This is a genomic window from Cohnella boryungensis, from assembly GCF_042651945.1.
GTDB lineage: Bacteria > Bacillota > Bacilli > Paenibacillales > Paenibacillaceae > Cohnella > Cohnella boryungensis.
In genome coordinates this window covers 1-21,377 of sequence record NZ_JBHSED010000020.1, presented here as the reverse complement: position 1 = coordinate 21,377, position 21,377 = coordinate 1, and the positions used below count along the sequence as shown (strand labels likewise).

Below are 21,377 nucleotides of genomic sequence, written 5' to 3'. Positions count from 1 at the left end.
AGCCAATAGGCTTATGATCGAACGCTGCGAAGAACGCATGCGATGGAGGTAACCCTCTATCCGTGCGTTCTTTTTTATTTTCCGGAGATGAGGTGCCAGGGTTATGCACAGACGTAAGCAAGCCGTCATCAGCCTGACGGCGGCGATATTATCGGGAGCGCTCGTATACGGCGTCTACATGCTTCAGCTGAGGCAGATCGAGCTGCAGGAGACGGCGGAGGTGGTCGCGCCCAGGCAATTCATCGCCACGGGCACGAAGCTGGAGGAGTCTCAACTCATGAAGATATCCTTGCCGCGCTCCGTCGTTACCGACGAGATGGTGACAACCATGTCCGAGGCGGTCGGCATGGAGGCTTCGATGCCGCTTGGCGGCCAAGAGCCCCTGCTGCGCTGGAAGGTAGACAAGTACCGCCTGCTGCCGCGAGCCGGTCAGTCGACTTTCCAGATTCCAAGGGAATACATCAAGTCGATATCCAACGGCATTCGCGCGGGAGATGAAGTGCTCGTCTACCTGTCCGACGAGGAGACGGCTTCGCGCAGGCTGTTTTCCGAGGCGATCTCGGTGGCGGGCGTCAAGACGGCGGCCAATCTGGAGATCGACAATCCGAAAAGCTCGAATCTGCTGGCGATGGCCAATGACAACAAGGACGGTATGTACGCTTCAAGAAGAGACGCCAATGGCACGATTGACGCCATTAACCTGAATTTGACCGACGATCAATGGCTGGCGCTTGACGCCGCCTGCAAGAGCGGAACGGCGAAGCTAGTGATCGCCTTCCAGGCCTCCTCGATCAGAGAGGAGGAGCGCCGATGACGGGCAAGCTGGCTACTTTCATGGGCTCCACGCCGAATATCGGCACTTCGCTGATTGCATTCGGCACCGCCCATCGCATCGCTTCCCTCGCCGAACGGACGGTCGGGTTTTTGTGCTTGAACCTGAAGAGCGCCAAGACCCATCTGTACCTTGGGGTCGACAAGCCGGATGTAACGCTGGACGGGGTTCGGCCGGAGCTGAGGGCGGGAACGCTGACGGGAGACAAGCTAAGGCGCTACGCCTACCGACCGCCGAAGACCGAGAGGCTGCACGTTCTCTTCGGCAATTTGTCGAGGGACCAGGCGGAATATTACGAGCCGGAGGACGTGCAGAGGCTGCTGGCGGCCTCCCGGGAGGCGTTCGATCTGACGATTGCCGACGTCAGCGCCTACTGGGACAATGCCGCAACCATCTGCGCGATGCGGGAAGCGGAGGACAGGTTTCTGGTGACGACAGGCCATCTTAGCCATTTTCAAGAGGATATACAGCGCTGGAGCGGCTCGGTCGGCCCGCATTTCGGCATTAAGCCGGAGCAATTTCAATTATTGCTGCTTCAGGGAAGCCATCGAACGACGGGGGGATTTGGGATGAAGGAAATTCGTAAGGAAACGGGCTGCATGGAGCTAACCGAAATGAAGCTGCTCGAAAGCGTTCATCTGCAGCTCGACAGCGGAAGGCTGGACGAGTGGCTTGCTGCCGAAGAGAGGCATGCCGCAAGCTTCGATCCGGTGGCCAAGCCTTTGCTGAATCGGCTGAGCTGGGCACAGCGCTTGCAGAAAACGGATCGGCCTTGGGTGCGCAGGCTATTGATGCACAGGAGGAGAGGGAAGTGAGCGAGGAGCGTCCGTCCAGACGCTTCTCCCCCGCAGCCTATGCGGCCAGTCTGCAAGCTTCTGCCTCGGTGCCGCCGACCGTTGCTTCTGAAGATCGCGTGCGTTCAGATGCGTTACACCGCCTGAGAGCCTACACGGAGGAAGTTCGTCAGATGCTGTCCACGCCGCGGGGGTGGAGCGAGGAGGAGCGTCGTCAGTACGCGGAGAAGCTGAATCGGGCGATCATCGGATTTCCCCAGGAGCGGGCAGAGATGCTGGCGATTATCTCGGACTGGATCATTCGCAAGCGGCTGCAGCACGTCTCCTTCGGCAGCGTTCCCTATGGGACGCTGGCGGAGGCGCTGTTCGCGGAGGTGATCGGGATGAACGTGCTGGAGCTGATATTGCGCAATCGGGAAGGACTAGAAGAGGTGCAGGTCGTCGGAACTCGTATTTTCGAAGTGAGGGACGGCCAAGCTGCAGCTTCTCCCTATCGGTTTCAAGAAATGAGCCAGGTAGAGAGAATCCAGCAAAATCTCGTTCTGTTCAATAACGATCGGATCAATCCCCGCAAGCGGTGGGCAGAGGTGCTTCTGCTGGACGGCTCCCGGGTTACGATGACAGGCTTCGGTTTTACCGCGCAGCCGACGCTCACGATTCGGCTATATACGGTGAAGCGCTTCAGCCTGGAGACGCTGTGCCGGCCGGAGTATCGGACGATGGATGAGGGCGTCCGTCAATTGCTGATGAGCGTTGTCCGGGGCCGATTCAACATGGTCGTGATCGGAGCAACGAACACCGGCAAAACGCACCTGATCAAAGCCCTCATCTCCGCTATGCCGGACGAGGAGCGGATCGTTACGATCGAGAGTCGATACGAGCTTATGCTGGGCAGGGATTTCCCGGACAAGAACGTCGTGGAATACGAGGCGGAGGAGGACGATCCGCTTCATGGCCCCCGGCAAGCGTTCAAGCTTGCGCTGAGGCAGTCTCCGCGGAGAATATGTCATGCGGAAATCAGAGACGAGGACGCGAATATTTATGTTCGCGCTTGCACGCGCGGACACGAGGGCAGCATCACTTCCGTTCACGCCAGCGGGCTGGAGGATGTGCCTGCGACCATTACGGACATGTGCATGCTTGATGGCAGAGGCATGAATCCAGCCTCGCTGATTCGCAGAATCACGGAGCATGTGACGCATATCGGATTGGAGATGCGTATGATCGGAGGCGTGAGAAGGCTCGCCAGAGTCGGAGAGTTCGAGTGGGTTAACGGGGAGGTCCGGGTTCGGGAGCTCGTTCGTTACGATGAGCAATCGGCTTGCTGGACATACCCGGAGTCTTTCTCCGAGAGGGCGCTGGAGAGAATTCAGCGGGCGGAAGCCTCGACATGCGGAGCTTCCGGGGAACGGAAATCTGCCGAGTCCAGGGAGGGAGCGTCTTGCTAAAGCTGGCTCTGGCTGGTCTGGTAGCGATACTGTTTCTCCTTCTCTACGCCAGCGTCCACTTCGGCTTGCTGGCTTGGTGGGAAGGTCAGGCACGCAAGCGCAGATTGCGGGGACAGAAGACCGAACAGCGACATGGCCGGGAGCAGACGCTTCGGTGGAATCGACTGAGCAAGCCTCGCCGACATCTATCGGATTTGTTGCTGGCGCTGGGGTGGCGGATGACCCCGTTGGGTTTTGTCGTCGTTACGGCGGGGATGGGCTTGCTGGGAATCGCAGCGGGCTCCGTTCTGTTCCAGACCTTCCATTCCGTGCTTATCCTCATGTTCATGCTAAGCAGCTCGCCCTACGTGCTGCTGCGAATGGCGTTGATGAATCGCCATATGTCGACTCGGCTGGAGTTCCTTCCCGCCGTTGAGCTTTTCTATCAGAGCTATCTCGTTACGGGAGGGCGGCATATCCGGATTGCTTTGCAAAGAACGGTGGAGGAGCGGAGATTGCCGGGCGAGGTTCAGGCGGTATTCGAGCAGCTGTATCGCAATTTGTCCGTCAAGGGAGATGATGAAGGGAGTCTTCGACGATTTTCTTTGTCCTTCGGCAGCATGTGGGCGGAATATTTCGCGAATATCTTGAAAATCGCTTTGGAAGAAGGGAATAACGTATCGGACAACCTGAAGGAGCTGATCTCCGATATGCGCAAAGCCCAGCTCGCCAATCAGATCGAACGGCACCGGCTTCTTGAAATCCGGCTGGCCAATTATACGCCGGTTCTGTTTCTCATTCTGTTCATGGGGGTCAACTTCAAGCTCAATCCTTCCGGAAGCTATCAGTACTATGTGTTGGATCCCGGCGGACGCGGGATGCTCTTGAACGCCGTGCTCCTGTTATTCGGCTCCTTTATGATGGGGCTGTACCTGTCACGCAAAAAAATGTGAGAAAGGCGGGCTGCCTGAAATGTCGGAGTACATGAATTCGCTGATGTTCGGGCTAAGCTGGCTCTTTCAATTTGCGCTTCTGTTCGGCGGCGTGTATGCGGTAATGAGGCTGTTCATTGCTCCGAGCAATCGTTGGCGAATCCACCTGCGAGGGTGGCGGAAGCGGCAGGCGCCCCTGTGGTGGCATAAGCTCTGGCGCACGGACAGGGAAAGCGTCAGCCTGCAAGAGCGGAGAATGCTGCTGGCCGGGTGCGGAATCCGGTACTCGCCCGAGTCGTATTTGTCCATTCGGAGGTGCTTGCAGACGATGCTGCCGCTCGCGGCGATATTCGCCTATCTATTGCAGGCATGGGGCCAGTTGTCAGCGTTGGTCGGCTGGAACGCGATGCTGGTTTTTGCAAGCATTACGGTCGTCGTGACGGCCGATCGCTCCTTGCTTCAAGCCATTCGCCGATATCGCACGGATCGGATCAGACGGGAAATCGTCGTCGTGATCAGCCAGATGCTGTATTACACCGGATCGCGGCTGCACCTTCACGGCAAACTGATGAAATGCTTGTCTTTGACCCGTCACATCCGTCATGAGATGGGGCTGCTGCTTAACGAGTGGTACCACGATGCCGATGCTGCGCTTAAACGCTTCAAGGAACGGCTGGGTACGGATGAGGCCTATGGCTTTGCCGAATGCGTCCGCTCGCTTCGTCTGAGCGAAAGCGACGAGATTTATGACATGATGCGGGAGATCGTACGGGATTATAAGGCCCAGATCGAGCTTGCCAAGGAAAGCCGCAAGGAGACGACCTCGTACTTGCTATTCGTGCTTGCCGGGGTGCCCATCTTGTATACGTTTCAAATCTTTCTGTATCCGTGGGTTCAGGAAGCAGCCAAGCTCTTCGATGCGCTTAATCCCTAGGAAGGAGGTGTGGGAATGAGAAATATTCTAATCACCGTCATGATGCTGATCGTGGTTGCCCTCATGTTTAATTCAATCATCTCTCAAGACAATACGGGGACGCGCGCTCGTATTGAAACGCACGGAACCACAGCCAATACGACGCTTGGAAATCTGGAGCCGTAAGGAAAGGAGAAGGTGGACGTGAGACAACTGCTGATGAGCATGCTGCTCATCATTACGGTCGTGCTGCTGTATACGACAATCGCGCAAGGGGACGAAGGAACGAACGCGCGGATAACCTCGTCCGGCAGCTCCATGGCGGAACATCTTTCCCGGATTAGCCCGTGAAGCAGCTGCTTGTTTTTGTATTGTTTTCCGCCCTGTTCTGCTGGTTGATGTTTTCGCCGATCTACAAGCATGTGCTCGTGATCCGTCAAGCGTTGCTCCAGCAAGAGGTCGATTACATGCTGGAGATCGGGGCCAGCGGAAGATATGGCTATATCGACCGAGAAATGGTGGACGATTCCCGCGGTCGGTTAGCGGAGTATGGATTCACGTCCGCCCTGCTCGAATACGAGATTGAATCGACATCCGGAGCGGATAGCGGAAACTCCATGCTCCCCTTGCCGAGAGGCACGGGTATTCGCTTGCGCATCTCGTATCCTTACGAAAACCTGCTTGACATCGACCGACTGATCGGCCTTGCTCGCCCGTCGGAGGATGCACGTATATCCGGACGAGGGATGAAGATGAGCGAATACGTTCCCGACTAGACTAGACTAGACGGGCGTTCAAGACAGGCAGGGGAAACGAGCTTATGGCTAAGCTGGTATTCAGCGTGTTGATGATTGTCGTATGGTGGATGCTTCACGCGCTGCAGATTGATGAAGAAGTCGCCATGCAGACCGTGCATGAAGCGAAGCGGGCGGTCGACCGCGCGGCTCATGCGGCGGCGCAGCAGGTGGATCGGGAGAAGCTGGAGATGGGGATCATCTCGATCGATTCCGATCTGGCCGCAGAAGCCGCTATCTCTTATTTAGGGAATAATCTGTCTTTGGATGCAGACCAGCAGCCATTGCCGGGCAGCTTCCTGAGAGATCCGGTCGATATCATCGCCTTCGAGATCATGAACGAAGATGTGGTCTATCCCTATACTTACCGCAACCTGGAGTATGATTACGAAGTGACGCTGGATCGACCGGGTGTGGTTCTGATCGTACACGTCAAGTATCCTCGGCTTTTCGGTGTACTGGCTCCTGTGGAGTGGGACTTGAAGGGGGCGGCGGAATTGGTGTTCTGATTCCGGGGACGTACGGCTTTCCCGACTCGGTTGACGGCGGGCTTGTGCTTTGCTCTAATGGTTACTAGTAGAAGGAATTGCCGAAGGAGCTGCACGCTATGGATAATCTTCCGTCACCGGACGAATGGGTCCGCCGTATTGCCAAGCTTCAGGAAAGGTTAGCCTTGGCCGATTTATCGGGTTGCCTGATTACTCAGAATGTCGGCATATATTATTATACGGGTTCGATGCAAGCGGGGTATGTGTTCATTCCGGCAAGCGGCGAGCCGACCTATTACGTCAGAAGAAGCGTCGTTCGGGCGCTGGCGGAATCGCGAATCAGGGCGGTGGAGCTGGTCGCTTTTCGGACGTTCGGCGAGCAATTGCAACGCGATTATCCGGCGGTCTTCGCCGGGAAGGAGCGTTCGGCGAATATTGGCGCAGATTTGGACGTGATGCCCGCGCAGCTGTTTCTGAAGCTGGGAGAAGTCATTCCTGGCGCGCGGTTCACCGACGCTTCCTCAATTCTGCGACAGATGCGAAGCGTGAAATCCTCTTATGAGGTAGAGCGCATCTCCCGCGCCGCTGAAGCTGTGGCTGCCGCTTTGGAGGAAGGGCTTGCCGAGCTTAGACCCGGCTTGACCGAGCTGGAACTGATGGCGATAATCGAGAACGGCCTTAGAAGAAGAGGTCATATCGGCCTGATGAGAATGCGCGGCTACAATCAAGAGATTATGACCGGGATCGTATCCGCCGGCGAAGCGGCAGCGGAGCCGTCGTATTTCGACGGTCCGGCCGGGGGCAGGGGGCTGTCCCCGGCGTCGCCCAAGAGCGTGAGCCTTCGTCCGATCGGTCGCGACGAGCCGATTCTGCTGGACCTAGGCTGCTGCATCGACGGCTACGTGATCGATCAGACCCGCACAGCGGTCATCGGCAAGCTGGAGCCCGCTCTTGAGGCCGCTTATCGTGTCTCCGAAGACATCATCAAAGCCGCTGAGGGGCTGCTTCGTCCGGGCGCGACACCTGAGCAGGCGTATTTCCGCGCGCTGGACATGGCGAAGGAAGTCGGTCTCGCCGAGCATTTTATGGGCTCCGGGAAAGACCAAGTCAAGTTCCTCGGCCACGGCATCGGGTTGGAGATCGACGAGTGGCCGGTGTTGGCCAAGGGGTTCCGGGACCCGTTAGAGCCGGGAATGACGCTGGCCGTCGAACCCAAATTCACGTTTCCGGGCTTGGGCGTCGTGGGCATCGAGAACACCTATCTGATCACCGAAGACGGTTGCCAGGCGCTGACGCTGTCCCCGGAAAAATTGTACGTGTTATAGCCAATGAAGATTTCGCCGAGAACAGGTATAAGTTCCGGCGATTTTTTTTGCGCCGGCTGAACGATTCGTTGCGGCCGAACGTATAAATTGCGTTCGCGATTGCTGCACACCCTAATCGAAACGGCCAAGGAGGCGAGAAGCGCACGGCATGACACGACCCGATAAACGCTCTCGCTCCGAACCTATGACGGATGGCGAGCTGGCAGGGAAACTAAGGGAGCACTACGGAATGGTGTTCCATTATTTGTTGAAAGTGACGATGGACCGTACTCTTGCGGAGGATTTGACGCAGGAAACGATGATCCGGGCGATCGAGAAAATCGGAACTTACGACGATCGCTTCAAATTCTCGACTTGGTTAATCACGATAGGCACGCGATTGTTCCTCGATCAGCTTCGCAAAAGCAAGCGCGAGCGGCGGCTGATCGGGCATTCCTCCCGCATGTCCGGTTTGCAATGGGAAACGACCGCGCGCGGAACGGAATGGACGGCGCTGATGGCAAGCTTGGAGCAGCTTTCGAAGGAAGAGAGAATGCCGCTTGTCCTTAAACATTATTACGGTTACACATACGAAGAAATCGGGGCCATGATGTCGCTGCCGTCCGGCACGGTTAAATCCCGAATTCATAACGTCATTACAAAGTTACGGGAGGAGAGGGACGAACATGAAGCCAACCGGGCGGAAAATCGACGATAAGCTCGTTGAGGAATTGAAGGAAACCTGGAACGCCATGGAGGCGACGTTCGGGGCGTCGCCTGCTCCTCAGGAAGATTGGGTTTCCTTCGTAAGCGAGCGAAAAGCGCTGGCGAAACGGCGCTTATGGCGAGAGCTGATTCTGTTCTGGGCAATCGCGATTCCCTTGCTCGCGGCCATGCTGTTGCTGGGCTCGGGACTGCCTGCATGGTTTTGGATCGGCCAAGGACTATTTGCCATCGCCGGCATTCTTCTATTCTTCAGGGAGCTAAGAGACGACAGGGACGAAGGAGGCGCCGAGCATGAACGAAGCCGCTAATCTTCCATGGTGGCTATGGACGATAGTCGGATTGATCTTGCTCGGGCAAGGGACGGCCTTGTTTCTGCATGCCCGAAGGATAGGCAGAAACGCCTGGTTCTGGGGAGTATGGGGATTGATTCAGTTTCCGACACCCTCCCTCGTTTACGGCTTGTCCCTTTGGTGGAGAAATCATAAGCGGAAAGCGGCTTCCGCCGACCGCTTCGATAAGGAGCGATGAAGAGATGAGTCAAGCGGAATGGCTGAAAGTGCTGATCCCGGTTATTCTGGTTCAAATCGCGCTGATGGTAACGGCGCTCGTCTATCTGTTCCGGGCCAAAGCCGTGCGCGGCAATAAGTGGATCTGGGTTCCGGTCATCGTGCTCGTCAATATCGTGGGACCGGTTCTATTTTTCGCCTTCGGAAGAAAGGAGGAATAACGATGGCACTACTTGCCGCGGAGTGTCTATCTCGCCGATACGGACGGACGGAAGCGCTCAAGGAAGCGAGCTTCGTTATCGGCGATAGGCGATGCATCGCCTTGCTAGGGCCCAACGGAGCGGGAAAAACAACGACGCTGTCCATTCTGGCCGGTTTGTTGAAGCCGACATCCGGCAAGCTTGAGGCGGATGGCCGACTGGCGGCGGACCGCCGGCAATGGATGGGCTTCCTCCCCCAACAGCCCGCATTTTTCGGCTGGATGACCGGCTTCGAGACAATGGTATCCGCTGGCCAGCTATGCGGGTTATCTACCCATGAAGCCAAGGAGCGGGCCGAAACGCTGTTGAAGACGGTCGGTCTGAGGGAGTCCGCCCATCGGCGCGTGTCGGGCTATTCCGGCGGAATGAAGCAGCGCTTGGGGCTCGCCCAGGCCGTCGTTCATCGTCCGCGCTTGCTGCTGCTGGACGAGCCGGTCTCGGCATTGGACCCGATCGGCAGACGGGACGTGCTGGATATGCTGGCAGCGTGGAAAAAGGAGATGACCGTTTTGCTCTCCACTCATGTTCTTCACGATGCCGAGCAAGTATGCGACGAACTGATCCTGATGAATAAGGGGCGGGTTGTCATGCAGGGGGATATGGATGCCTTGCGCGAAACGACCGGCAGGCCGTTCCTGAAAATCGTCGTCGAAGACGACGGTCCGTCTATCCGTTGGCTGAAAAGCTTGAAGGGGCTGCCGGGGACGACGATAGCGGAAAGCGGGACCTTCCACTGCCATCTGATGGCGGAGGACATGAATGCTCTCAGGAAAACGGTGCTTCGCGGGGCATTGGAAGAAGGGGTGAAGCTTCAGGCTTTCGAAATGGCCCGGAAGTCTCTGGAGCAATGGTTCATTGAGGCGGTGAGAGCATGAGGGCCCTTGGCGCGTTGCTGCTTAAAGAGTGGCGCGAAGCGTTGCGTACCGGCAAATTGATCTGGCTGCCCGCGGTCTTTCTCTTGCTCGGTTTGATTCAGCCGATCTCGGCGAGGTTCATGCCGGACATTATCGCTTCCGCGGGCAATCTGCCGGAAGGAACCATCATCGACATTCCGATGCCGAAGCCGGGCGAAGTGATGGCGCAAACGTTAAGCCAGTTCGGGACGATCGGCCTTCTCGCGGTGTGCTTGGCGTTCATGGGGACGATCTCCGGTGAAAAAAGAAGCGGAACGGCCGCATGGATACTGGTCAAACCCGTGAATCCGCTTGCTTACGTTGTGTCAAAATGGATCGTTCAGAGCCTGATCGTCGGAGGCTCCTTCGGACTCGGCTACGCCGCGGCATGGTATTATACGTCCGCGTTGATCGGTGATCCGTCGACAGAGGGGGTTGCGGCTTCGGTTGTGCTATACGGCGCTTGGCTGGCCTTCATCGCAACGGTCACGCTAGCGGCAAGCGCCTTTCTCAAGGCTCCGTCGACAGCAGCCTTCTCCGCCTTCGGAGCGGCGCTCGCGCTGCAACTCGTGTATGGCCTTTTCGAAAGCCGCTTGTCCTGGCTGCCGGCAGGGTTGAACGTGGCGGCGGTTTCCCGCGTGAACGACGGCTTGGCCGCAGGCTGGATTCCGTCGGCGGCGGTAACGGCGGCCGTCATCGCGACGCTCCTATGGATAGCCGCCCGAAAGGTAAGCGGCGCGAATTGATTACCTCCTCCTGCGTAAAGCTTGCTAAAGGTATTTGCATACTAGAATACTTTTTTGTAGGATAGTAGTATTACCGGGAGCATAGGGGAGGGAACAACGATATGCTGCAGCTGGGAGAAAGAATCATCATTGTGGATGACCGGTTCGAGCAGAATTTGCCTGTGGGCGAATATGGTTATGTTATCGCCTATGATCGCAATAACGACAGCGCGTTCGATTATATTATCCGCGTTCCGAAAGCGAATAGACAATATTATGTGCCTGCCGAAGATATTGAATTGGAAAGAACGCTGCTAGAGCTTGAAGCTGATCGGATCGAGAAGGAAGCGTTAATCGATTTCGCTCTGGATACCCGCAACGAGGAGCTATTTAGAAGAATCATGAACGGCGGGCTGGCGGAGGAATCCTCCGGCGAAGAGGCGAGCAAAGAAGTGCTCAGCCGCGAGGAGTTTATTCGTCAAGTGAATCTTAAGGCATGGATATAAGAGCTTAATCGCCGACAGATTCTCAATCGACGGAATAGAAGATTCGCAGCAAGAACAATGGCGGTATGGGAGGAGCATCTCCCGTACCGCCATTGTTCTTTTTCGCGAGCTTGGATTGCCATTCAGCCTACTGCGATAGGTGCAGAGGAGGGAACGGGCATCGCCCGGCCGAACAGGTAGCCTTGAAACAACGGCACGCCGATTTGCTTCAGGAACGTCCACTCTTCCTGACGCTCGACGCCTTCCGCCAGCACGACGCCATGAAAACGGGACACCCGGTCCATAATCTGTCCGATATATCGCTGCTTGGCAGGCTCTGTATCGCAATTGCTGACCCATTTGCGGTCTATTTTTACGTAATCGGGCTGAAGCCGCTCCACCACATCCAGAGTCGCGAATCCTTTTCCGACATCGTCCAATGCAAGACGTATGCCTTCGCTTCGGTAAGCCTCGAACACGTTCAGCAGCTTCGGATCGTCCAGAGGCTCGGATTCCATCACTTCGAATACGCAATCGCCGGGGTCCGTCCCCGTTTGCCTGATTTCGTCAAAGGTGCCTCTCAGGCACTGGTCGGGTCGATGCAAGGACGAGGGCAGGAAATTGACGAAGCGCTTGAGCCCCGGTGCGAGATGGGCAGCCCCCAGTCGGATCGCCGCCTGCCGGGCGGCTCGATCAAGAAAGGCGTGAAGCCTGGATTTACGAGCTTTCTCGAAGAGCTCGCCGGGACGGAAGGGCATCTGATCCGGCAGCGGCCGGGTCAGAAATTCATACCCGACAGCTTCTCCGTTCGGCTTGACGACCGGCTGCAGATGAAGCGTGAAGTTCCGGTGCAGAATGTAATCGGGAATGCTCGTTCCGCCGATGTCGCCGAATAGCTCAGCAAGGGGCATCCAAGCCAGCTCTCCGTTCTCCTCGTCGCCGATAGCGGCAGCTTCCGTCTCGTAATACACCCTGAATTGAATTCGGCTCGCATCCTTGGAGGGAAAACGTTTCTGAAGCTTGCCGATTAATCTAAGCAAGGGCTCCTGCCGTTCATAGCGCATGGCCAGCGGCTGCCGTTCCTCTTGCCGAGTGTCCAGCTCCCCGATCGTATCCTCCAGAACCTTCCTCAAGCTTTGATCCTCGGCGGCGAATTCGACAAGACCGTTGTCCCTTAAAGGCGAGAAAGAGCATGCTTGGTGGTAGCAAGCCATAAGACCCCTCCATTCCGAATATTCGTTTCGGATATTCATGATTACCCGTGCCGCGGCCGTTTCAAGCCAGCGCAGAATCATTGAGTTCCCTTAGTTTGTCCGATATAATAAAAAGAATGAGCTGAAATGGGAAATAGGGAGGTTAAGGCTAATGAGCATTACGATCAAAGACGTCGAGCATGTCGCCAATCTGGCCCGCCTCGATCTGTCCGACGCGGAGAAGGAACAGTTCGCGGGGCAACTCAACGCAATTCTTAAATATGCCGAGAAATTAAACGAGATCGATACGAACGGGATTGAACCGACCAGCCACGTGCTGCCGCTCGCCAATGTGATGAGAGACGATGCGGTGAAGCCTTCGTCGCCGATTGAGAAAGTACTTCTCAACGCTCCGGAAGAAGAGGACGGCCAATTCAAAGTACCTGCGGTACTGGATTAAAGAACAGGAGGAGCACAGCATGTCGGTTTTCAACCTTAGACTGTCCGAATTACATAATCGTCTTCAAAATAAGCAATTATCGGTGTCGGAGCTCGTAGAAGCCTCCTTCAAGCGAATACAAGACACCGACGGCCGGATCGGAGCTTTCCTGGCGTTGAATGAGGAAGGGGCTCGCCGGGAAGCGCAGGCATTGGACGCCGGGCTGGCTGCCGGAGGCGAAAGGGGCTTGCTCTTCGGCGTTCCTGCCGGGATCAAGGACAATCTGGCGACTGAGGGATTGCGCACGACCTGCGGAAGCAAATTTCTTGAAAATCACGATCCGATCTATGATGCGACGGTTGTCTCCAAGCTTCGCTCGGCCCAATCGGTCACGATCGGCAAGCTGAACATGGATGAATTCGCAATGGGCGGCTCTAACGAGAATTCCGCTTACGGCGCCGTTCGCAATCCGTGGGATCTGGAGCGGGTGCCTGGCGGCTCCAGCGGCGGCTCGGCCGCTTCGGTAGCGGCGGGACAGGTGTATTTCTCCCTGGGCTCCGACACCGGCGGTTCTATTCGCCAACCGGCCGCCTATTGCGGCGTGGTAGGGCTTAAGCCGACTTATGGACTCGTATCGCGCTTCGGACTCGTCGCGTTCGCGTCTTCGTTGGACCAGATCGGCCCTATCACGAAAAACGTCGAGGATTCGGCTTATGTGCTCCAGGCTATCGCGGGTCACGACGAGAAGGATTCCACTTCCGCAAACGTGGAAATACCGGATTATTTGTCCGCATTGACGGGCGATGTCAAAGGGCTGCGCATCGGCGTGCCCAAGGAGTACCTGGGCGCGGGCATCGATCCCCAAGTCAAGGAGCAGGTGCTGGGGGCCCTTAAGGTGTTTGAGTCGATGGGAGCCGTCTGGGAGGAAGTCTCTCTTCCGCATACGGACTATGCCATCGCGACTTATTATTTGCTTGCTTCCTCCGAAGCTTCCTCGAATCTGGCGCGGTTCGACGGTGTCCGGTACGGAGTTCGCGCGGCCAATCCGGCCAATCTCCTTGATTTGTATCGGCGTTCGAGAAGCGAGGGCTTCGGCCCCGAAGTAAAAAGAAGGATTATGTTAGGTACCTATGCGCTAAGCTCGGGCTATTATGACGCTTATTACAAGAAGGCCCAGCAAGTTCGGACATTGATCAAGCAGGATTTCGATCAAGTGTTCGAAAAGTTCGATCTGATTATCGGACCGACTGCGCCGACTACGGCGTTTAAGCTGGGGGAACAGGTCGGCGACCCGCTGACGATGTATTTGAACGATATTTGCACGATTCCCGTCAGCCTTGCGGGAGTTCCCGCTATCAGCGTTCCGTGCGGCCTGGCCGACGGGCTGCCTGTCGGTCTGCAAATTATCGGCAAGCCGTTCGACGAATCGACGGTTCTTAGAGCGGCGCATGCATTCGAAAGCCAAACCGGGTTCCACGACCTGCGTCCGGCACTGTCTTAGGAGGAGCTCATCATGTCCAAATATGAAACGGTCATCGGCCTTGAAGTTCACGTCGAGCTGCACACCAAATCGAAGATTTTCTGCGGCTGTTCGACGTCCTTCGGAGCGCCGCCCAATACCCATACCTGTCCGGTGTGCCTAGGCCATCCCGGGGTTCTCCCCGTGCTGAACCGCCAGGCGGTTGAATATGCCATGAAAGCGGCGATGGCGATTAATTGCGAGATTGCCGAGTGGTGCAAGTTCGATCGCAAAAATTATTTCTATCCGGATTCGCCCAAGGCGTATCAGATCTCGCAGTACGATCAGCCGGTCGGCGAGAACGGATGGATTGACATTGAAGTCAACGGAAAGACGAAACGCATCGGGATTACCCGTCTTCATCTGGAGGAGGACGCCGGCAAGCTGACGCATATCGACGGCGGTCTGGGCTCTCTGGTCGACTTGAACCGCGTCGGCACGCCGCTTGTCGAGATCGTATCCGAGCCGGACATTCGTTCGCCGGAAGAGGCGAAGGCTTATCTGGAGAAGCTGCGGGCGATTATGCAATATTGCGACGTATCCGACGTGAAGATGGAAGAAGGCAGCCTGCGCTGCGACGCCAATATCAGTATTCGTCCTTACGGTCAGGAGAAATTCGGAACGAGAGCCGAATTGAAAAACATGAACTCTTTCCGTGGCGTACAGCGCGGATTGGAATACGAGGAGCTGCGTCAAGCGGATGTGCTGGACGGCGGAGGCGCTGTCGTGCAGGAGACGCGTCGTTGGGACGAGAACCAAGGCAAGACGATCAGCATGCGCGGCAAGGAAGAAGCGCATGATTATCGTTATTTCCCTGATCCGGACCTCGTTCGGCTGCATATCGACGACGAGTGGAAAGCGCGCGTCCGCGCTTCCATTCCGGAGCTTCCGGATGCTCGCCAAGCGCGCTACATGGAGCAGTTCGGCCTATCCTCCTATGATGCGGGCGTGCTTACGGCTTCGATGAAGCTTGCCGATTTCTTCGAGGAAAGCCTTAAGCATACGAACGATGCCAAAGCCTCCGCGAACTGGATCATGGGGGAGCTGTTGGGTTATCTGAATGCGAACGGCCTCGAACTGGACGGCGTGAAAATTACGGGTCAAGGCTTGGGCGAGATGATTCAATTGATTGAAAAAGGGACAATCAGCAACAAAATCGCCAAAACCGTCTTCAAAGGAATGCTGGAGTCGGGCAAAACTCCGCAGCAAATCGTTGAAGAGCAAGGGCTGGTGCAGATCAGCGACGAAGGAGCGATCTCGGCTATCGTCGATGCCGTCATTGCCGCGAATCCGCAATCCGTCGAAGATTTCCGCAACGGCAAGGAAAAGGCGATCGGATTCCTTGTCGGTCAGATCATGAAGGAGTCGAAGGGCAAGGCCAATCCGGGCCTTGTAAACAAGCTGCTGGTCGACCGGTTGAAAGCATAAAGGCGTACAAAACGACAAATTCGCATGAGCGGATTTGTCGTTTGCCTATTTCACCCTATCAGAAAGGTTAAAATTTGGACTTCTTATCCCATCTGATAGCACGATACAAAACGTCTGCCGCCGTACCCAAGGACGGCGAAGTCGTTTTTACTTGGACAGTAAGGCGGTGTTCACCATGAGTATATCCTCATTGGATATTCGTAAGCGAGAAACATCCGAGGAGGTGTGGGCGCTTCAGCATCCGGCCTATCGGATGGAAGCGGCATTGATCGGGGTGGCGAATTTGCCCCCATTGCAGGACACGGTGCAAACTCTCCAGAGCTGCGGCGAAAGCTTTCTGGGCTTCCGCAGCGAGGACGGAGAGCTGGTTGGAGCCGTATCCTACGAGCGGGAGCAGTCGGGCCATTTTGCGATATGCAGACTTATGGTTCATCCGGACAGTATGCGCAGAGGAATCGGGACGCTACTGCTGCAAAGCCTGATCGATGCGGAAGCGGCCGGGACGGTCTGGAGCGTCACTGCCGAGGTGCGGAATTATCCGGCCATTCGTTTATACGAGCGCTTCGGATTCGAGCGTCGGGAGACGTTTAAGCCGATACCGGGCATCGAGTTGGTCCGGATGCTCCGAAGCGAAGTCCCGGTTAAGGGGCAGGACAATCAGCCTCCGACCTAAGCCTAGGTTTGACCCCGTCCGAAAACCATTGTTGGCGATTTTTTGCTTATGCTACAATGATGAAAACGAGTCGGACGAAAGCAAATGCGTGAAGTCGGCTATGAAAAAGTCGGAGGGATAGGGATGAAAGAATCGGATAATTGGAATCGCGCGGGAGATTACCCGCTGCCTCCCAGTCCTGATGCGGAAAGTATGGGAGAAGCGGCTCAGCGCCCGGTTTGGCCGGGGCCAGGCTATGACATGCCTTCGCCATATCCAGACAAGCATCCTGCGCGGAAGCCGAAAAAGAGATGGGTTGCGGGCTTGTTGGCGTTTCTCATGCCCGGGACCGGGCATATGTATCTGGGATTGATGGTTAAAGGGATCGTTATGATGCTGCTGCTCGCCCTGGATATTACGGCCATCGTTCACGTTCAATCGGGAGAGAATGTTTTGTCCGTTGTTTTACTCAGCTTGCTGATACCGATCATTTATTTTTACAATCTGTTCGACGCGCTGCAAAGCACGGATGATGTCAACGAACGCAAACAGATGCGTTTCTGGGGACAGCGTCCGCCGGGCTGGGAGTGGAGAGGTGGAAGCGGCGCCGCTTCGACCGCAGAGGAGCAAATATCCCGCCGCCTTCCTCCGATCGGCATTCTCCTGCTCGCCGGTACGGGAGTATTGATCATCCTGCTGTCCGGAACGAACTGGACTCACTGGTTATTCAATTCGTTCGGCTCAGCTTTCGGAGCGGTCGTGCTGATCGGGGCGGGCGTCGGATTATGGTTCTGGGAGAGTCGCAGTCACCAGCGCAAAAGGGATTAATGGCGGGGGATTGCGGCGCGGAGAGCTTCTTCCATTGACAATGACGGAATGCGAACCGTAGAATAGGTTAAACGCGCATCATTCCACATTCGTTATAGGAAAGGCTGTGAGAGCATGGAATCCAAGGTTGAGCATGCCGTGGACCAGCTCAAATCGGGAGGCATTCGGTTAACTCCTCAACGGTACGCTATTTTGCAATATCTGATTAAATCCTTTACTCACCCGACGGCGGATGATATCTATCGTGCGCTTTCTCCGCAGTATCCGAGCCTGAGCGTTGCGACCGTATACAACAATCTTAAGGTGTTCGTAGATGCGGGACTCGTTCGAGAGCTTACGTATGGCGATGATTCCAGTCGGTTCGATGCCGATATGTCCGATCATTACCATGTGACCTGCACGAATTGCGGGACGATTGTCGATCTTGATTACCCTCCAGTGAAGGAAGTGGAACGCGCCGCGGCTTCCCTGACCGGCTTTAGCGTTCTGGGTCATCGTTTGGAAATATACGGCCTCTGTCCAACTTGCAAAGGCATGCACTCTTAATGAATCGAACAGGATGTAACATCCATCAAGCACGCAGGGGTTTTTGCCTTGGCGTGCTTTTGTTATTCCGCCAAAGAATGCCAGGCTTCGCTTCGTTCGATTACGCAACCTTGAACCCCATTGGATCGTTGTTTAAGAGAGCCATCATTGCAGCCTCAATAACAGAAACGGAGAGTGAAAGGAATTGTCTACGGAACGTACCCCCGGGTCGCGATCAGACCGCAAGCGATCCGGCAGGTGGATATATTACTTGCTGCTCTTTGTTGCAGCCGCAGCCGCCGCGCTATGGTGGAGGTCTTCCCATTCGGCCAATACTTCTTATACAGTGCCAGATTATATCTCGAAGCCCAACCCGATCATGGTGGAGGGAAAATGGACCGAGGCTTACGCAGAGGGAGAGAAGCAAGGCTTGCTCATCCCGCTGTCGATCGCACAGCGTCTTCTGGGAGACGGTGTGAGGTACGAGGAAAAAACCGAGAGCATCATTATGACGACAGATACGAAAGTGCTGTTCTTCAAGACGGACGAGCTGGATGCGACCTTAAACCGCAAGCCGTTTTCCTTGCACTTCGCCGCCAGAAAGGCGGGAGGGACATTATATGTTCCGGTAGCGCCATTAGAGCAATTATTCGGAATTCAGATAGAATACGCCGAGCCGTCGGGCATCGTATCGCTGCTGCTGCCGGGCAAATCGGTCCAACGCGCGGAGGTGCCCGCGAAGGCTTCCAAAGGCATCAAGCTGCGCGAAGGACCCAATAAATCTTTTCCCATTATTGAAGATTTGGCTGCCGGCACGAAGCTGCGGCTGTGGGGAGAAGAAGAAGGCTGGTACAAGGCGCAGTCCGCTTCCGGTCATCTCGGTTACGTGGCTAAAGAATCAGTGTCCCTTACCGCGATCGAGACGATTCCTTCTGCGGAGACCGCTGAGGAGCCGTTCACAGCCTGGAAAATGAAAGGACAACGAATCAACCTGACCTGGGAGGCGGTCTATTCGAAAAACCCGGATACGACAAAGATCGGCGAGCTTCAAGGCGTTAATGTCGTCAGTCCGACCTGGTTTGAGCTGATGGACGGAAAAGGCCGCATTCGCAGCATCGCCGATGCCGGCTATTCCGAGTGGGCGCGCGGCAAGGGCATTCAGGTATGGGGATTGTTCAGCAATGGCTTCGAACCGGATCGCACGCATGAGGCGCTCTCGACGTATGATACGCGTTATGTCATGATCCAGCAGTTGCTGGCCTACGCCAAAACCTTCCGACTTCAAGGCATTAACATTGACTTCGAGAATGTGTACACCAAGGACAAGGACAATTTGGTGCAGTTCGTTCGCGAGATGACTCCGCTCTTGCACGAACAGAATCTGGTCGTGTCTATCGATGTGACGCCCAAGTCGAACAGCGAGATGTGGTCGGTGTTTCTCGACCGCCAAAGACTTGGAGCAAGCGTGGATTTCATGATGCTGATGGGATATGACGAACACTGGGCTTCGAGCCCGGTCGCAGGCTCGGTTTCTACGCTACCCTGGGTGGAGCGCTCCATTCAGCGCATTCTGGACGAAGACGGGGTCCCGCCGGAGAAGCTTGTGCTGGGAATTCCGCTGTATACGCGAATCTGGACGGAGGAGCCGCAGGAAGACGGACAGCTTAAGGTATCCTCCAAAACGATGAGCATGGATGCCGTTAAGAAGCTGATTCAGGATAAGAAGCTGAAGCCGGTTTTCTCGGAGGAAGCGGGACAAAATTACGTGGAATTCAAGGAGGGCGAGACGACCAAGAAAATCTGGATCGAAGATGCGGTGTCCATTCGCGCTCGCGCCGAGCTGGCCAAAGCCTACAACTTGGCGGGAGTCGCATCGTGGCGGCGGGGCTTCGAGACCTCCGATATTTGGGCAGAGCTGGATAAGACGCTGCAAAGCCGGCCCTAAAATACAAAGAACCCTCCGGAGAATAGCTGCCGGAGGGTTCTTTGCAACCCGAGGAATTTACGATCGGGACTGGAGCGGGACTTCGCCCCCGTCGGCGGTTGCATCGGGCGAATCCGTGGCTTGCGCAGGATCCCAGGTCAATATCGTATGACAATACATACACCGGTCGGTCGTTCCGAGCATTTTCGTTCTTTTCCCGCACTGCGGACAATCCAGAACGGGAGCGCTTGTGGACAGCATGCCTACCCAGAAGTAGATTCCCATGCTGACAATGCAGCTGATCATTCCCAGCACCATGAAAATTGCGGCAATGATTTTGCCGACCTCGCCGAACAGCAGGATGCCGCTCGTGCCGAATACCATAACTCCCATGCCGACGAATACTAACAGAAGCCCCCATGTTCGCATCGTCGATATTTTGCTTGCTCTCCACTTCATGTCTTAATCTCCCATCTCTCATGAGCGCCGGCCGGGATTCCGCTTTATTATTGGTGCGATTGCGAAGCAGGAAACGAGGCCGACGTTGTAGAACTAGAGCATATCTAGATTTTATTATAGCTCACATTTTGCGGAGAGACTACCTTAGGGAGGCCTCACAGAGCCGGAATGCAGAGCAAAGGTGTGGATATGATGGCGCAAGTCGAGACAAACATCTTAGGGTTGGATCAGATCAGCCGGGAGCCGGGCGTTGTCGGCCTCCTTCTGGTGAACAATCCATTTTCCCATCAGCCTAGACTTGACGGATTGGACCGTCTGGCTCTTGTCGTCAAGGAAGGCGAAGTGCCCGAGAAGGAGATTGAGCACTGGCTCTGGAAAGACTCTCGGGTTCAAGTTCGACGCGTATCCAAAGAACAATTGGAACGCTGGATCGTCGGCAGCTCCAATCGGGGCAGCGCCTATTGGATGATCCAAGGAGAGATCCTAATGGACCGCGACGGATTCTTGAACAACCTTCGCGAGCGCCTGTTGAATTGGTCTCCTCTTATTCGCGAGCAGAAGCTGCTCAGCGAATTTTCCAGGTTCGTCAGAGCTTACCTGCAGGCTAAGCAGGATATTCAGGACGGCCAGGTGCTGGACGCCTACTCCAACGTATTGTCATGTCTTCATTACTGGGCTCACATTGCTTTGGTGGAAGAGGGGATGCACCCCGAGCTGACGGTATGGGAACAGATGAGAAGAGTTAACCCGGGCATCTATAAGCTGTTCGAGGAGCTGACCACCAGTTCCGAGTCGTTGGAGAAAAGGGTGCAGCTCGTGCTGCTGGCCTGCGAGTTTTCTATTCTTCATAAGATGGAGTCCTCCTGCTCGCTTCTCATTCGGCTTATCGAGAGCCGGGAGGAAGCGTGGACGCCTGCGGAGCTTTCGCAGCATCCGGATTTGGCGGGACTGTCGATCGAAATGTCCGTGCTTCTATATAAGCTCGTAAGCCGGGGATGCATTCGCGAAATCGCCAAGCCTTCCGCTTCTTCAGGCAAGGGCGTTATGGAGCTGAAGTACGCTTCCGCAAGCCAAGCAAGAAATAAATAAAAAAATGTCGAAAAGCGGTTGACTAGCGCTAACGAAATGTGATAAATTATATCTCGCCGCTGAAAAAGCAGTACGACGCGGACACAGCGAAAACAAAAAAACAAGCAAACTTAAAAAAAAGTGCTTGCAATGATGATAGTAACTGTGATATATTATAAAAGTCGCCGTTAGCGCGGCGGACGCAAGAAGAAACACCGAATGGTTCTTTGAAAACTGAACATTGAGCGTAAGAAACAAAAACG

The 21,377-nt window shown here is 55.6% G+C and carries 27 protein-coding genes; 25 read left to right on the top strand and 2 right to left on the bottom strand.

The genetic code is table 11. From position 1 onward, the window contains the following. The first annotated feature begins 103 nt into the window (after positions 1-103). From ACFO1S_RS12365 to ACFO1S_RS12285, 17 genes are all read left to right on the top strand, one after another. On the top strand, positions 104-814 hold the full coding sequence (locus tag ACFO1S_RS12365) for an SAF domain-containing protein (RefSeq protein WP_204606131.1): 711 nt from the start codon (positions 104-106) through the stop codon (positions 812-814). After that, positions 811-1,647 (top strand): hypothetical protein, encoded by an 837-nt coding sequence (locus ACFO1S_RS12360; protein WP_204606130.1) that lies wholly within the window; start codon positions 811-813, stop codon positions 1,645-1,647. Before ACFO1S_RS12365 ends, ACFO1S_RS12360 begins: the two co-directional genes overlap by 4 nt. Further along, the gene (locus tag ACFO1S_RS12355; protein ID WP_378126854.1) at positions 1,644-3,074 is read left to right on the top strand and encodes an ATPase, T2SS/T4P/T4SS family; all 1,431 of its coding nucleotides are present in this window, start codon (positions 1,644-1,646) and stop codon (positions 3,072-3,074) included. Before ACFO1S_RS12360 ends, ACFO1S_RS12355 begins: the two co-directional genes overlap by 4 nt. Beyond that, complete coding sequence (locus ACFO1S_RS12350) at positions 3,068-4,006, top strand: type II secretion system F family protein (RefSeq protein ID WP_204606129.1); 939 nt, start codon at positions 3,068-3,070, stop codon at positions 4,004-4,006. The genes ACFO1S_RS12355 and ACFO1S_RS12350 overlap by 7 nt, the downstream gene beginning before the upstream one ends. Positions 4,007-4,025: 19 nt before the next feature. Further along, on the top strand, positions 4,026-4,919 hold the full coding sequence (locus ACFO1S_RS12345; protein WP_204606128.1) for a hypothetical protein: 894 nt from the start codon (positions 4,026-4,028) through the stop codon (positions 4,917-4,919). Between the two features lie 15 nt (positions 4,920-4,934). Continuing rightward, on the top strand, positions 4,935-5,084 hold the full coding sequence (locus tag ACFO1S_RS12340; protein WP_204606127.1) for a hypothetical protein: 150 nt from the start codon (positions 4,935-4,937) through the stop codon (positions 5,082-5,084). Between the two features lie 18 nt (positions 5,085-5,102). Then, complete coding sequence (locus ACFO1S_RS12335) at positions 5,103-5,249, top strand: hypothetical protein (protein ID WP_204606126.1); 147 nt, start codon at positions 5,103-5,105, stop codon at positions 5,247-5,249. After that, the gene (locus tag ACFO1S_RS12330; protein WP_204606125.1) at positions 5,246-5,674 is read left to right on the top strand and encodes a hypothetical protein; all 429 of its coding nucleotides are present in this window, start codon (positions 5,246-5,248) and stop codon (positions 5,672-5,674) included. Before ACFO1S_RS12335 ends, ACFO1S_RS12330 begins: the two co-directional genes overlap by 4 nt. A 44-nt stretch (positions 5,675-5,718) precedes the next feature. Next, positions 5,719-6,201: a hypothetical protein gene (locus ACFO1S_RS12325; RefSeq protein WP_204606124.1), complete on the top strand. Its 483-nt coding sequence runs from the start codon at positions 5,719-5,721 to the stop codon at positions 6,199-6,201. A 98-nt stretch (positions 6,202-6,299) separates the two neighbouring features. Continuing rightward, positions 6,300-7,505 (top strand): M24 family metallopeptidase, encoded by a 1,206-nt coding sequence (locus ACFO1S_RS12320; RefSeq protein ID WP_204606123.1) that lies wholly within the window; start codon positions 6,300-6,302, stop codon positions 7,503-7,505. Positions 7,506-7,653: 148 nt separating this feature from the next. After that, a complete protein-coding gene (locus ACFO1S_RS12315; RefSeq protein ID WP_204606122.1) occupies positions 7,654-8,202 on the top strand; it encodes a sigma-70 family RNA polymerase sigma factor in 549 nt (182 codons plus the stop codon). Continuing rightward, a complete protein-coding gene (locus ACFO1S_RS12310) occupies positions 8,171-8,518 on the top strand; it encodes a YxlC family protein (protein WP_204606121.1) in 348 nt (115 codons plus the stop codon). Before ACFO1S_RS12315 ends, ACFO1S_RS12310 begins: the two co-directional genes overlap by 32 nt. Continuing rightward, a complete protein-coding gene (locus ACFO1S_RS12305) occupies positions 8,502-8,738 on the top strand; it encodes a sigmaY antisigma factor component (protein WP_204606120.1) in 237 nt (78 codons plus the stop codon). Before ACFO1S_RS12310 ends, ACFO1S_RS12305 begins: the two co-directional genes overlap by 17 nt. Before the next feature lie 4 nt (positions 8,739-8,742). Further along, positions 8,743-8,937 carry a PLD nuclease N-terminal domain-containing protein gene (locus ACFO1S_RS12300; protein ID WP_204606119.1) on the top strand — a complete coding sequence of 65 codons (195 nt, stop codon included), beginning with the start codon at positions 8,743-8,745 and terminating at the stop codon, positions 8,935-8,937. 2 nt (positions 8,938-8,939) lie between these two features. Beyond that, positions 8,940-9,851, top strand: coding sequence for an ABC transporter ATP-binding protein (locus ACFO1S_RS12295; protein WP_204606118.1), 912 nt, complete (start codon positions 8,940-8,942; stop codon positions 9,849-9,851). Then, positions 9,848-10,615: an ABC transporter permease gene (locus tag ACFO1S_RS12290; protein ID WP_204606117.1), complete on the top strand. Its 768-nt coding sequence runs from the start codon at positions 9,848-9,850 to the stop codon at positions 10,613-10,615. The genes ACFO1S_RS12295 and ACFO1S_RS12290 overlap by 4 nt, the downstream gene beginning before the upstream one ends. A gap of 101 nt (positions 10,616-10,716) precedes the next feature. Next, complete coding sequence (locus tag ACFO1S_RS12285) at positions 10,717-11,100, top strand: ATPase (RefSeq protein ID WP_204606116.1); 384 nt, start codon at positions 10,717-10,719, stop codon at positions 11,098-11,100. Positions 11,101-11,222: 122 nt separating this feature from the next. Here the strand turns inward: ACFO1S_RS12285 and ACFO1S_RS12280 are convergent, their stop codons facing one another. Then, positions 11,223-12,293 carry an EAL domain-containing protein gene (locus ACFO1S_RS12280; protein WP_204606115.1) on the bottom strand — a complete coding sequence of 357 codons (1,071 nt, stop codon included), beginning with the start codon at positions 12,291-12,293 and terminating at the stop codon, positions 11,223-11,225. Between the two features lie 151 nt (positions 12,294-12,444). On the opposite strand from ACFO1S_RS12280, the gene gatC reads away from it, so the two are divergent. The 7 genes from gatC to ACFO1S_RS12245 all read left to right on the top strand — a co-directional run bounded on the left by gatC (position 12,445) and on the right by ACFO1S_RS12245 (position 19,608). Beyond that, positions 12,445-12,732, top strand: a complete 288-nt coding sequence (gatC, locus tag ACFO1S_RS12275; protein WP_204606114.1) for an Asp-tRNA(Asn)/Glu-tRNA(Gln) amidotransferase subunit GatC — start codon at positions 12,445-12,447, stop codon at positions 12,730-12,732. A 19-nt stretch (positions 12,733-12,751) separates the two neighbouring features. After that, entirely contained in the window at positions 12,752-14,212 is a 1,461-nt protein-coding gene (gatA, locus tag ACFO1S_RS12270) for an Asp-tRNA(Asn)/Glu-tRNA(Gln) amidotransferase subunit GatA (protein WP_204606113.1), read from the top strand. Between the two features lie 12 nt (positions 14,213-14,224). Next, positions 14,225-15,658: an Asp-tRNA(Asn)/Glu-tRNA(Gln) amidotransferase subunit GatB gene (gene gatB, locus ACFO1S_RS12265; RefSeq protein WP_204606112.1), complete on the top strand. Its 1,434-nt coding sequence runs from the start codon at positions 14,225-14,227 to the stop codon at positions 15,656-15,658. Positions 15,659-15,833: 175 nt separating this feature from the next. Next, positions 15,834-16,331, top strand: a complete 498-nt coding sequence (locus ACFO1S_RS12260; RefSeq protein ID WP_204606111.1) for a GNAT family N-acetyltransferase — start codon at positions 15,834-15,836, stop codon at positions 16,329-16,331. 123 nt (positions 16,332-16,454) lie between these two features. Then, positions 16,455-17,138 (top strand): DUF6677 family protein, encoded by a 684-nt coding sequence (locus ACFO1S_RS12255; RefSeq protein ID WP_204606110.1) that lies wholly within the window; start codon positions 16,455-16,457, stop codon positions 17,136-17,138. Between the two features lie 114 nt (positions 17,139-17,252). Beyond that, entirely contained in the window at positions 17,253-17,684 is a 432-nt protein-coding gene (locus ACFO1S_RS12250; protein ID WP_204606109.1) for a Fur family transcriptional regulator, read from the top strand. Between the two features lie 250 nt (positions 17,685-17,934). Continuing rightward, the gene (locus ACFO1S_RS12245) at positions 17,935-19,608 is read left to right on the top strand and encodes a glycosyl hydrolase family 18 protein (protein WP_378126845.1); all 1,674 of its coding nucleotides are present in this window, start codon (positions 17,935-17,937) and stop codon (positions 19,606-19,608) included. 57 nt (positions 19,609-19,665) lie between these two features. On the opposite strand, the gene ACFO1S_RS12240 is transcribed toward ACFO1S_RS12245, so the two are convergent. Continuing rightward, complete coding sequence (locus ACFO1S_RS12240; protein ID WP_204606107.1) at positions 19,666-20,046, bottom strand: YgzB family protein; 381 nt, start codon at positions 20,044-20,046, stop codon at positions 19,666-19,668. 168 nt (positions 20,047-20,214) lie between these two features. Between ACFO1S_RS12240 and ACFO1S_RS12235 the strand changes: the two genes are divergently transcribed. Next, on the top strand, positions 20,215-21,135 hold the full coding sequence (locus ACFO1S_RS12235; protein WP_378126842.1) for a nucleotidyltransferase-like protein: 921 nt from the start codon (positions 20,215-20,217) through the stop codon (positions 21,133-21,135). The last annotated feature ends 242 nt before the right edge of the window (positions 21,136-21,377 follow it).

What these genes read in the sequence shown, in the direction of transcription:
- ACFO1S_RS12250 (WP_204606109.1), top strand. Translation starts at nt 17,253, where the DNA reads ATGGAATCCAAGGTTGAGCATGCCGTGGACCAGCTCAAATCGGGAGGC.
- ACFO1S_RS12340 (WP_204606127.1), top strand. Translation starts at nt 4,935, where the DNA reads ATGAGAAATATTCTAATCACCGTCATGATGCTGATCGTGGTTGCCCTC.
- ACFO1S_RS12300 (WP_204606119.1), top strand. Translation starts at nt 8,743, where the DNA reads ATGAGTCAAGCGGAATGGCTGAAAGTGCTGATCCCGGTTATTCTGGTT.
- ACFO1S_RS12325 (WP_204606124.1), top strand. Translation starts at nt 5,719, where the DNA reads ATGGCTAAGCTGGTATTCAGCGTGTTGATGATTGTCGTATGGTGGATG.
- ACFO1S_RS12345 (WP_204606128.1), top strand. Translation starts at nt 4,026, where the DNA reads ATGTCGGAGTACATGAATTCGCTGATGTTCGGGCTAAGCTGGCTCTTT.
- ACFO1S_RS12280 (WP_204606115.1), bottom strand. Translation starts at nt 12,293, where the DNA reads ATGGCTTGCTACCACCAAGCATGCTCTTTCTCGCCTTTAAGGGACAAC.
- ACFO1S_RS12365 (WP_204606131.1), top strand. Translation starts at nt 104, where the DNA reads ATGCACAGACGTAAGCAAGCCGTCATCAGCCTGACGGCGGCGATATTA.
- gatA (WP_204606113.1), top strand. Translation starts at nt 12,752, where the DNA reads ATGTCGGTTTTCAACCTTAGACTGTCCGAATTACATAATCGTCTTCAA.
- ACFO1S_RS12260 (WP_204606111.1), top strand. Translation starts at nt 15,834, where the DNA reads ATGAGTATATCCTCATTGGATATTCGTAAGCGAGAAACATCCGAGGAG.
- ACFO1S_RS12235 (WP_378126842.1), top strand. Translation starts at nt 20,215, where the DNA reads ATGCAGAGCAAAGGTGTGGATATGATGGCGCAAGTCGAGACAAACATC.
- gatB (WP_204606112.1), top strand. Translation starts at nt 14,225, where the DNA reads ATGTCCAAATATGAAACGGTCATCGGCCTTGAAGTTCACGTCGAGCTG.
- ACFO1S_RS12295 (WP_204606118.1), top strand. Translation starts at nt 8,940, where the DNA reads ATGGCACTACTTGCCGCGGAGTGTCTATCTCGCCGATACGGACGGACG.
- ACFO1S_RS12290 (WP_204606117.1), top strand. Translation starts at nt 9,848, where the DNA reads ATGAGGGCCCTTGGCGCGTTGCTGCTTAAAGAGTGGCGCGAAGCGTTG.
- ACFO1S_RS12360 (WP_204606130.1), top strand. Translation starts at nt 811, where the DNA reads ATGACGGGCAAGCTGGCTACTTTCATGGGCTCCACGCCGAATATCGGC.
- ACFO1S_RS12315 (WP_204606122.1), top strand. Translation starts at nt 7,654, where the DNA reads ATGACACGACCCGATAAACGCTCTCGCTCCGAACCTATGACGGATGGC.
- ACFO1S_RS12305 (WP_204606120.1), top strand. Translation starts at nt 8,502, where the DNA reads ATGAACGAAGCCGCTAATCTTCCATGGTGGCTATGGACGATAGTCGGA.
- ACFO1S_RS12285 (WP_204606116.1), top strand. Translation starts at nt 10,717, where the DNA reads ATGCTGCAGCTGGGAGAAAGAATCATCATTGTGGATGACCGGTTCGAG.
- ACFO1S_RS12240 (WP_204606107.1), bottom strand. Translation starts at nt 20,046, where the DNA reads ATGAAGTGGAGAGCAAGCAAAATATCGACGATGCGAACATGGGGGCTT.
- ACFO1S_RS12310 (WP_204606121.1), top strand. Translation starts at nt 8,171, where the DNA reads ATGAAGCCAACCGGGCGGAAAATCGACGATAAGCTCGTTGAGGAATTG.
- ACFO1S_RS12320 (WP_204606123.1), top strand. Translation starts at nt 6,300, where the DNA reads ATGGATAATCTTCCGTCACCGGACGAATGGGTCCGCCGTATTGCCAAG.
- gatC (WP_204606114.1), top strand. Translation starts at nt 12,445, where the DNA reads ATGAGCATTACGATCAAAGACGTCGAGCATGTCGCCAATCTGGCCCGC.
- ACFO1S_RS12255 (WP_204606110.1), top strand. Translation starts at nt 16,455, where the DNA reads ATGAAAGAATCGGATAATTGGAATCGCGCGGGAGATTACCCGCTGCCT.